A 10,249-nucleotide genomic window follows, 5' to 3' on the forward strand; every position below is an offset into this window, starting at 1 on the left:
AACCCTTTTGTTCGGATAGGCGCTTCTTTTGTGCGGATGGGACCGGCTTTTGTTCGGATAGCCACCTCTTTTGTTCGGATAGCCACTTCTTTTGTGCGGATACGCCTCGCTTTTGTTCGGATAGCCACTTCTTTTATGCGGATACGGTCGGCTTTTAAAAATACTAGCCGTAATTTTGAAAATACTAGCCACTTTTTGAAAAATAATAGCCGATTTTTTTGAAATACTAGCCACTTTTTGAAATTTACTCGCCAATCTGAAAATTCACGGCAAAAATACTAGCTATATGTGCTACTAACACCCGCACTCCTCACCCCAAAAAGAAAAACTGTAGCCCAACATCAAAGTTTGGCTACAGTTCGTTCTATTCCATGATCAGCAGACTATTCTACTTGTACTTAATATTGTGGGATAAATCCGCCTGCATACACAGTAATAGGGCCGGCTATAAAGGCGTCGCTGCTATTACCGTAGAGATCTTTAATCCAGCTGTTTGGTTTTAGTGAGATTGAAAATTCCTGGTAGCGCATAATATCTGTTGCAAGCGTGATAACTACCTTCGTTTTATCTTCTGAATGATTTGCAGTTGTGGCAGATACGATGTTGCCACTGCTATTTTTTACGATAAAGCTATTGTCTGCAACGTTACTAATTGCCTCGCTGAAAGTTAGAGTTAACTCGCGTGGGCCTGATACTTCACGATTGATAAGCGTTGGTTTCACATTTTCATTTAAAAACACGAGTTCATAATAATTTTCCATTTCTTCACTGGAGTTTTCCGCCTTTAAATCCCATACAGATAAGTATGCTTCAGTTTGACTAAGAATCGTGCCTTCCTTAATAATGAGCTCAACCTGCTTTGGATTTGCCTCATACACACGGGCTCTTTCAATTGTATAGCCCTGCAAATTGTAGTTTTCAAGATTTGTTGCAAGTGCCCTATTGACGTTGTGATTAAAGTTAAGCAAGATTCGGTTACTATCCGTAATCGCATTCGTTGTACGTGATGTTTGGACGGAAAGTAATTGTAGCTTCTCCGTATTGTAATTATGATCACCGTTTCGTTTAAAGGAAACAGAGCCGTTATTGACTGGCTTATTATATTCATTAAATACGTTTGAGAACGCTAAATTTACATCGTATTGTCCGTTTTTGCGATCAAAGCCGTACAGAGCCTCTCGTAGTAATACTCGTACCACATTTTCCTCTCCAGCTACCTGCTCGACTCTTGCTGATTCCGATTCAGAAATAGAATATTGAACCCCATCAACCTCATATTTCCCACGCAATGTAACGGATGCTTTGTTGCCTACAATAACGGGACGATTCCATGTAACATAGAGGTATTCCTGGTTATCTTCTCGGATGACCTCTGTTTTTTCGATAGTGGCAGCGCTAGTATCATACTTAAAGTTATGATATTTACTAAACTTCGCCGTTTCCCCCGATACATCGCTAACTGTCCGATTCGTATTTGTCGCAATTTCTACATTTCCTTGTAAGTAATCATCCACCGTCACAATAAATGAAGACGGATCATCTTCTAGCCTCTCAATTTCTTCAACATAATAATTTTTATTAGAAGAACGAATGGATAAATCATAGCTACGAATTGGCGCCATATTTTCTGAGAACGATAGCTTGAATGTTTTCGCGCCTAATTGCGTAATAGATTGCACCGTAGGAGGAATGCCATCCTGAATCCCTTTATAAAGTTCGGCCTTTAATGGATTGGGCTTTGAAATATTACCGTTGATGTCAGTAACGGTTCCAAATGTCACTGTCACTTCTGCGCCATCGGGTAAAATACCACTGCTTGAGCGAGCATTTTTAAGGTCGAATAGAATCTCTGTTGCATTTTGCTCATACGTATAGGTCACACCTGTTACTGTAGCTCCGTTTGCTAGCTTAAATTGCAGCGCTCCGTACGTATAATTAATAGGCTCAGAGAAAATAACCTTGCACTTGGTACCGTCGAAAATTTCGGTCCAGGTCGTCGTCGGTGCTACCTTATCCTCTGTGAAGTAGACAATATCCTCATAGGCGGGTAAAGCCTTACCATTCTCGGCATGTACACCATTAATGGCGATACGATAACGCTTGTTCAGTGCATTCGAAGAGCCAATTGTCACCTTAAAGGAACGTTTATCGGCACTTAGCTCACCTTTTTTAAAAGAAACCGAATGATTATAATCTAAGCTTGTTAATTTTAAAATTTTATCAAGATCAGTGGGCTTATACGTCGTTTGTAGATCTACCTCTTGGTTAAAGTGAATCACAAACTGGCCACCATTAATATTTTCGATATCTACCACTTTTAAATCTGGCACAACGTACGTTACTGTTGTCTCATGCTTGATGCCATTAATTGTTAACGTAAGCGGCGTTGCGATGTTTTCCTCTAACGGTTCGTCTAATACGATATGATGTTCTGATCCATCCTTCATCGTTACCGTTAGTCGGTCAGCCGAAACAACGTGCACGGATTCGATTGTATTTTTTTCATTATTACGTACTGGTGATTCAATGTTAATCATGCCGTATAGGAAGCCCGCAAACTGGCCCCGTGTTGTCGCACTTTTTGGATAAAAATAGTTTGAAACAGAAATATTGTAAAAATCTAACACATTGATTGCTCTTTGCCCTTGTGGCGATGCATTATCAATATCTATATATTCATGTAGGAATATCTCATCTTCTGTATGGCTCATATAATCAAAATCATCAATAACAGAAAAGGCCCGTACAAGTACTAACGCCATATGCTCGCGAAGCATATCATTTTGTGGCATGAGCTTATTATTACTTCCGACAAAAACCCCATGATCCTTTACAAGGGCAGCATATTGCAATAAAGTTTCATTGGATTTTGGTGATAAATCTGAAAAACGCATGACGGATTTGTAATCTGACGGAATTTCATAGCCAAGCGATACCATATATCTGCCTAAAAGCAGCACAACATCTGATCGGCTTAGCTTTTTATTTGGTTTATACGTATTATTTGGATAGCCTGCGATTAATCCATCTTTTTGTAACGCTAAAATCGCTTTTTCGTATGTATGTCCTTTAATATCTGTAAAGCTTGCACCCGCTACCGGTGCGATTGCTGCTGTAGCAACGGTTACCGCGGTTAAGCTTGCTAATAATTTGGTTGAGTGCAGATTTTTCTTCAACTCGAACACCTCTTTTTTTCAAAGTAGTAAAAATGAAGAGGGTGATGCATAAGCATGGAGCACCCTCTTTCATTGGTAAAGTTTGCTTTAATTCGTTGAACTTTTCACAACATTGACCGTCGTGGATCTCGAGCGAACCTGCTCTCCATCAACTAATAGATGGGCAGTGATTGCGATGCTTTCTGATTTTGTTGGCTCAATTACAAATTTCCATGTATCCGTACGGTTTTGGTGTCCGTATAATGGCGCTTCGGTAGCTGTTGTGCCAGTAATCCTAGCTATAATTTCACTAAGCTTCACACCGCCTGTTAGCTCGGCAGCTGTTAAATCGATCGCTTCACTGCTTGTTGGATGAACAATTTCTTCACCGTTATAAAATACACGTACTTTGTAATTCCCACCCTCACTAATTGAAGTAGCTGTAAGCTGGGCATCGATTCCTTCAGTATTGGAAGAAGCAATTGAACCAAACTCAGTTTCTACTAGTAGCTCATTATTTCTTGTTGATAAATTAAATGCTTTAATTTCTGTTTCATATTTCGCTTCGTTTGTTAAAGGAACATATTTGGCTTTAATTGTCGACGGATTATGCTTCTCGAATAGTACTTTAAACTTCTTATAATCGTTTGGACTTGGATTTTCAATAGCATTCATTAGGTGCATCGTCATGCGAAGCTGACCAAGGCTATTAGAAATCGCACTCACCATATTATCGTTTAGCTTGATTGTTAGCTGTTTATCCTTAACATTGACTGTCACTTTAGACCAATCAATTGAACTGTTTGATGTCCCTAAAGCTACTTCAACATCAGCTGTTGTTAAATCAGTGCGTTCAACATTATTACTATCCTTCACACCCGGTAATTGGAATGAGAATAATGTATTTAGTATTCTTTCGTTATAATCCTTAACCGTTTCAGATGACTTTTTCATAAGCTCTTCTGGAACTTTGTGATTAAATCCGAGAGATAACTCATTACTATCAACTCCAGTAAAAACAACAGGATCCTTATAGTTTGCTAACGTGTTATTTAGGAAGGCAGATACGACATCACTAGATACATCATTTTTGTTTTCCGTTTCCACAGATAACGCCGTTTCAAATTCTGCTTTTTCTGTTACGACTTGACCGTTTATATCTGTTAGTGTAACAGTAATAGTATCCTTCGAATTACGTTTAAAGAGTGTAATTTTGGGATTCTCCTCATAAAAATAAATACCGTTTAGTAAATTTTTTTCTGTTACCGTAAAATCTCGAATCAATGCTCCGTCTCGCTTCAATTCGACTTTATATTCAATCTCATCATTCGTTGGCAGATTTGTTAATAGCTTCAGTTTTCGCTTGATGATGGTATCCTTCAACACAGTTGTATTAATCTCACCAAATTGTGTAGTTAATGTTAACACATTATTAGTACCCGTTGCTGTATAGCCTTTAATGGCAGCGTTTACTGCGGCATAATAGTTGCCATCCGTTGTATCATTCACTGACGCCGAGCTGTTCTTCACAGGGATGCCATCGACTAATAAATCAAAATCGAATGTTGCCTTTTCATCTAAATCGGGTACCTCAATCGTCCACGTATCTGTTGTATCCGGTCGGTGGTCGGTTAATTTTGCTGGAGATACGCCTAAAATATCACTTAATAGTACGCCATCTCGAAGCTGCTGTACTGTAACTGCTTTTCCTGCTCCTGTAACATCCGATCCGTTATATAGAATTGTAAAATTATATTTTTTCGAGCCGTCCGTATTCACGAGTCCTTCTTTCAGCTTTACTTTCGCATCAAGAGTTGCATCCTGTAATACGGCTCCATCGATTCTTCCAAATTTCGTTTTAAAAACAAGTTTCTTGTCATTTCCTGTAGCCGTGAACGATTGAATCGCCTCCGCTAGCGCATTGCTGTATGCCCCGGAAGGTGTAATCGTCACAACACTCGAACGAACGGCAGAACCATTAAACAGAAGGCCTACGTTTAATGTGACATTTGTTTTTAGACCTTGAATTTCAATATCCCATTGATCTTTCCCTTTTTCTGTATACTGTAAAAGCTCCTTAGCTGATAAGCCTGAAAGTGTACTTAAGCTAATACCGCTTTTTAATTCTCCAACTGTCACGGTTGCTGGGATCTCTTCACCGTTGTTATTTTTCAAATTGACCGTATAAGTGGTCGAGTCTGGGATACCAGCAAAGCCACTTGTAGCCTGAAGAACGGTATCTACTGTAATATTTTTCAGCTCTGTTTTATTGAACGTTCCAAAGTTTGTTACAATTGATAGTAGCGAACCATCAGCATCCCAGCTTGCCCCAAAGGATGTCACGGCCGCTTGCACCGCCTTATCATATTCACTCACTGGTGGTACCACCGGCTTTTCGAATCCATTAAGATTAGACGAGCTTCCCTCATAGACAATTCTTGCAATGTTATAGCGATTGCCCCACCAATAGTAAACAATATCGTCAACCTGACCTGAAATCGGAATCGTTAAAGATAGAATGCTTGTATTCCCAGATAAATAAATCGTCGAATCTCGATGCTCCACGAAAAATGCCTGAATTCGTCCATTCATTTGGAGGTCAACATCTGCCCCCATCTCTAAATACGTTTTTTCGATACTGGCATTTCCTTTGATTGTTACATAGCTATTTTCAGCGATATCGAGGCGCTTCATTTTTGCATTTAAGCTTACTGAATAAACACTCGGTGCTAGCCTTACCTTCGCGATGGGTTTATTCGCATTGAGCACGATACTATCCCGTTCTATTACAAGCTGCTCCACTTCAGTATTTTGCAGGGAGAGTGAAGTAGAGCTACTATAGCCATCTTCCACGATCATACGACCATTCACCTTTATATTATCAGCTGCAAAGCTCATTCCAGCATAATAACCAACAGTGACGTCACCATTTACAGTCATATTTTTCAAGGAGATATAATCTCCGTTAATTTCAAGCTTTTTCATATTTTTAATATGACCACCATTAAAGGCAATCGGTGTTGAATCGGTACCTGAGTTATTCAGCTGTAGGGTTGTCACATCCGTTATGACGCCGTTTACAACCTTTGCCGTTATGACTGCATCTTGAAGTGCCCTAGTATTTGAGCTGTTAAACAATGACTTTAGACCATCCACAAATTTATACGAGCCATCATCCGTCGTAACAGTCGATTTAGAAAGGTCTTCGATTGTTAGCTCTATTTCTTTTTTTGCTACAGACTCAGCCTTCCACGCGGCTAGTACAATATTTCCTCGCGAGATATATCCATCCCCTTTAAAGGAGTTGGCCGACACTCCATGCATCACTTTATGGTCATATACCGCTTGAATATATGGTCTGTACATAGAGTCCACATCTGTAAATGGTAAATATTTCGATGTACCTACTAGATCAAACGCTTGTACAAGCATTTTTGCAAATTCATTACGTGTAATATTTTGTCGTGGTTTAAAGGAGCCATCCTCATATGCCACATCTACACCCGCATTGACTAACGATGCAGCCGCCCCGTAAAACTGATTTCCGCTTGTTATATCCGTAAAATAAGAGCCATTCGTATCTGTCGTGCTTAAATTCAGCATCCGTGCAATAACAATCGCCGCTTGCCCTCTAGACATATGTAAATCCGGCTTAAAGGTATTATCTGCAAAGCCACTAATAACCCCACGATTCACAAGATCCATGACCGCGTTATAATACGGCGCCGTCTTCTTAACATCCTTAAATTCTGCACTCGCTATCGCTGGTGCCACCGCAATGACCGCTCCTGCGGCAACCACTGTAGCCATCGAAGCCTTCAAAAATTTATGTTTAAACATAGGTAACTCCTCCCTACATAGAAAAATTCACTTCTCTATGTTTATTATCGGCTTCTTTATTGGAACCTTTCTATTAATATTGGAAAATGTTGAATTTGAAAAGAGTATCTCGAACTTACAAGAAAAAAAGCTAAAGTCCACCTGACGGACTTTAGCCTGTAACTCTATTATTCCCAATCTAAAAATAAAACTAATTCACCAGCAACTATTTCGGTATATACTGTAATAATTTTTTCTTTACCATTTGCTCCTTTAACAAGAACATATACAGCACCGTCTTTAACAACATTAAGTACTAATTCATTGTTTACAATGTCAACTGTAACTGGATTTTCATACGGTTTATCGGAGTTATCGAAAGCTGTTTGGAATTCGAATGATGCCGGTTTAAAGCCTAGCTCTTTAGAATTTAACGTATATTTTTTACTAGTATCATATAAGTCAAATTCTAAAACGAAATTCTGCAAGTAAGCATCGATTAGCTTCGTGCTAGAGTTCCCCTTATCATCACTTAAATTCAATTTAAAATCACCAAATTCTCCTAGCGTAACTTCAATATCTTGATCAGTCATTACGATATCATATAGCGATTGATCTAGCTGCTTTCCATTGGCATCTGTGATTGTCGCTTTCGTTGGAGTAAAGGTTAAATGTATTTCCTCATTATCAAATACATAGGTTGCATATTCGATATTTTCATACAAATCGGCTTCTTCTAGATTGAGCTTTAAGCCCCCGTTTTCCTTTTTTACGTTCACAAAGTAGAAACGTGAATCCCATAGCGTTTCACCATCTTTATATCCGGAAATTCCTTCAAAGAAGAACTTCGATGTGCCTTCTTTTAATGGTGTTAGGGTAATTTTTTTCTTATCTTCTGATAAATTTAAATTATAAATGCCTTGCTCGTCATCAATAAACGAAAAATCCTCGATCCCAAACTCTTCTGCTTCTAATGTGACAGAACTATGTTTCTTCGCTTCAGCACGAACAATAAACGTAGCAAGTTGTCCACGAGTAACTGGCTTATTTACGCCGAATGTATGGGCTGTTGTTCCTTTTGTGATCCCGTTTGAATAAAGAGCGTCTACATATTTATAAGTAGGTGAACCCGCCTTTACATCCTTGAAAGGTAGCGTCTCTCCAGACGGAGTTAATTTGAAGGCTTTGCTTAACATTATTGCGATTTCCCCACGCGTCACCGGTTTTTTTGGTTGGAATGTACCGTTGCTATAGCCATTAAGAATATCCGCTTCCGCTAACGCTGAGATGACACCGTAATTTGGATGTGTTTTCGGTACATCCTTAAATGTTTTCGTACCATTCTTCGTATCAAGTTCAAGTACACCTGCAAGCATACGCGCTACCTGTTCACGAGTAACCGGTTTATTTGGACGGAAAGTATTATCCCCAAAGCCTTTAATAATCCCACGATCGACGAGCTGTTCAATCGCTTTACCTGTTTCTGAATCACCATTAACATCCTTGAAACCATCTGCTTCTACAGCAGGTGTAACAGCTACAATCGCACCTAGCGCTAAACTAGCAGAGAGCGCACTTTTAAATAATTTGTTACTCAATCGGACCCCTCCTTAAATTGAAAAAATTAACATTAAATGAAATTATAACATACTCGGTTTATTTTTCTTTGTTTTCAGAAATTTTCGATAATAGAGGTTTTTGATTTCGATTTTAGCCCGAATAAGGATTGATCATGCTCGATACTCAAAACCATCAAAAAAAAAACGGATTCGGGAAGCTTCTCGTTTTCCAAATCCGTTTTTATTTTAAGTTTATCGGACAGTCCCATCACTTATCATGTAGCACAAACTTATAGCCAAACCCTCGAATCGTTTGAATAATTTCCGGCTTCGAAGGATTATTCTCAATTTTTTTACGCAATGTACTTATATGCACCGACACTGTTTTTATATCCACTACATCATCATATCCCCAAATATTATCAATCAACTGCTCCGTACTAATCACCATATTGGCTCGTTCGACAAGATAAAATAGCAGTTGCTTTTCTTTCGTAAATAAATTCACGATTTCCCCCGCTTTGTATACCATTGCTTCCTGAACATTAATGGTAATATCCCCTATTTCAATAACGCTTGGCTTGGATTGCTGGCGACGTTTTAAATTTGCACGGATTCTCGCTATAACCTCTTTCGGTATAAATGGCTTCGTTAAGTAATCATCCGCCCCTGAATCAAAACCTTCTAGTTTATCGTCAATAGAATCTTTTACTGTTATAAAGATTATAATGGTTTCTGCTATTTTACGTACTTCCTTGGCAAAGTCAAAGCCGTTCCCGTCTGGTAAATTGACATCGAGCAATATTAAATCTGGCTCGTGCTCTTTCACAGCCTCCATAGCATCGTGAAGCGTCATCGCTTGAATCGCCTTATAGCCATCATTTTTCACATAAAGTGCTAAAATCCCTGAAATATCCTGATCATCTTCCACAATTAAGATTGTTTCTGCTTTCATGGCATAACTCCTTCCTTGAAATTTAATTTTGCGACGAAAGTGGTAGCGTCAGGAGCACACGAAGAGATTGAAGCCAAGCCCTGGATGCCCGTCCGCTAAGAGTGTAGTGTGTAGTGCATATAACGCAACCCCGACTTACGGTGATGAATCTTAATATATATTTACTACCATTATATTACTAAATAGTACCAGTTGTAATTAAAAATAGGAATTTTTTGTAGGAGAGAGTCTTTTGGAAGATTTTTAGAGGTTGTTGGATTGGGGTGATTTGGTGGTTGATGGGGATGATTCGCGCGGGACTGGGGCTGGACGGCGGTAGATGATTCACAGGGAACTGGGGGCTGGATGGTTGACCCTTTGCGGTTGATTATGGGGATGAATTTGTTGGTATGTTTGGGAGCGAGGATAATTTGTTGATGTCTCGAGGGATTTTGTTGATTTTATTGGAAACCGCAATCATTTGTGGATGTCTTTTCAGATTCCGTTGATTGGACTATTGAAAAAGGCCTTGGTGAGATTTCACTCTAGTAATGGGACACCTCTTTTGTTCGGATACAACCTCCTTTGGTGCGGATAGCCGCCGCTTTTGTTCGGATACAACCTCCTTTTGTGCGGATAGCCGCTTCTTTTGTTCGGATACGACCTGCTTTTGTGCGGATGGCTTCCTTTTGTGCGGATAGCCGCCGCTTTTGTTCGGATACAACCGCCTTTGGTGCGGATAGCCGCCGCTTTTGTTCGGATACGACTTCCTTTTGTGCGGA

6 protein-coding genes are annotated in these 10,249 nt (G+C 39.4%); all 6 read right to left on the bottom strand.

The window, feature by feature from the left end:
• Nucleotides 1-234, bottom strand: a 234-nt coding sequence (locus V4T18_RS17810; protein ID WP_332651730.1) for a hypothetical protein, incomplete at its 3' end; no start/stop codon positions are given.
• Nucleotides 235-398: 164 nt separating this feature from the next.
• The gene (locus V4T18_RS17815) at nt 399-3,176 is read right to left on the bottom strand and encodes an S-layer homology domain-containing protein (protein WP_332651732.1); all 2,778 of its coding nucleotides are present in this window, start codon (nt 3,174-3,176) and stop codon (nt 399-401) included.
• An 87-nt stretch (nt 3,177-3,263) separates the two neighbouring features.
• Nucleotides 3,264-6,995, bottom strand: a complete 3,732-nt coding sequence (locus V4T18_RS17820; RefSeq protein WP_332651734.1) for an S-layer homology domain-containing protein — start codon at nt 6,993-6,995, stop codon at nt 3,264-3,266.
• Between the two features lie 167 nt (nt 6,996-7,162).
• Nucleotides 7,163-8,572 carry an S-layer homology domain-containing protein gene (locus V4T18_RS17825; RefSeq protein ID WP_332651735.1) on the bottom strand — a complete coding sequence of 470 codons (1,410 nt, stop codon included), beginning with the start codon at nt 8,570-8,572 and terminating at the stop codon, nt 7,163-7,165.
• Between the two features lie 229 nt (nt 8,573-8,801).
• A complete protein-coding gene (locus V4T18_RS17830; RefSeq protein WP_332651737.1) occupies nt 8,802-9,488 on the bottom strand; it encodes a response regulator transcription factor in 687 nt (228 codons plus the stop codon).
• A 524-nt stretch (nt 9,489-10,012) separates the two neighbouring features.
• The coding region (locus tag V4T18_RS17835) for a hypothetical protein (RefSeq protein ID WP_332651739.1) at nt 10,013-10,249 on the bottom strand (237 nt) is incomplete at its 5' end.

The sequence above is a fragment of the Lysinibacillus sp. 54212 genome, from assembly GCF_036662795.1.
Classification (GTDB): domain Bacteria; phylum Bacillota; class Bacilli; order Bacillales_A; family Planococcaceae; genus Lysinibacillus_B.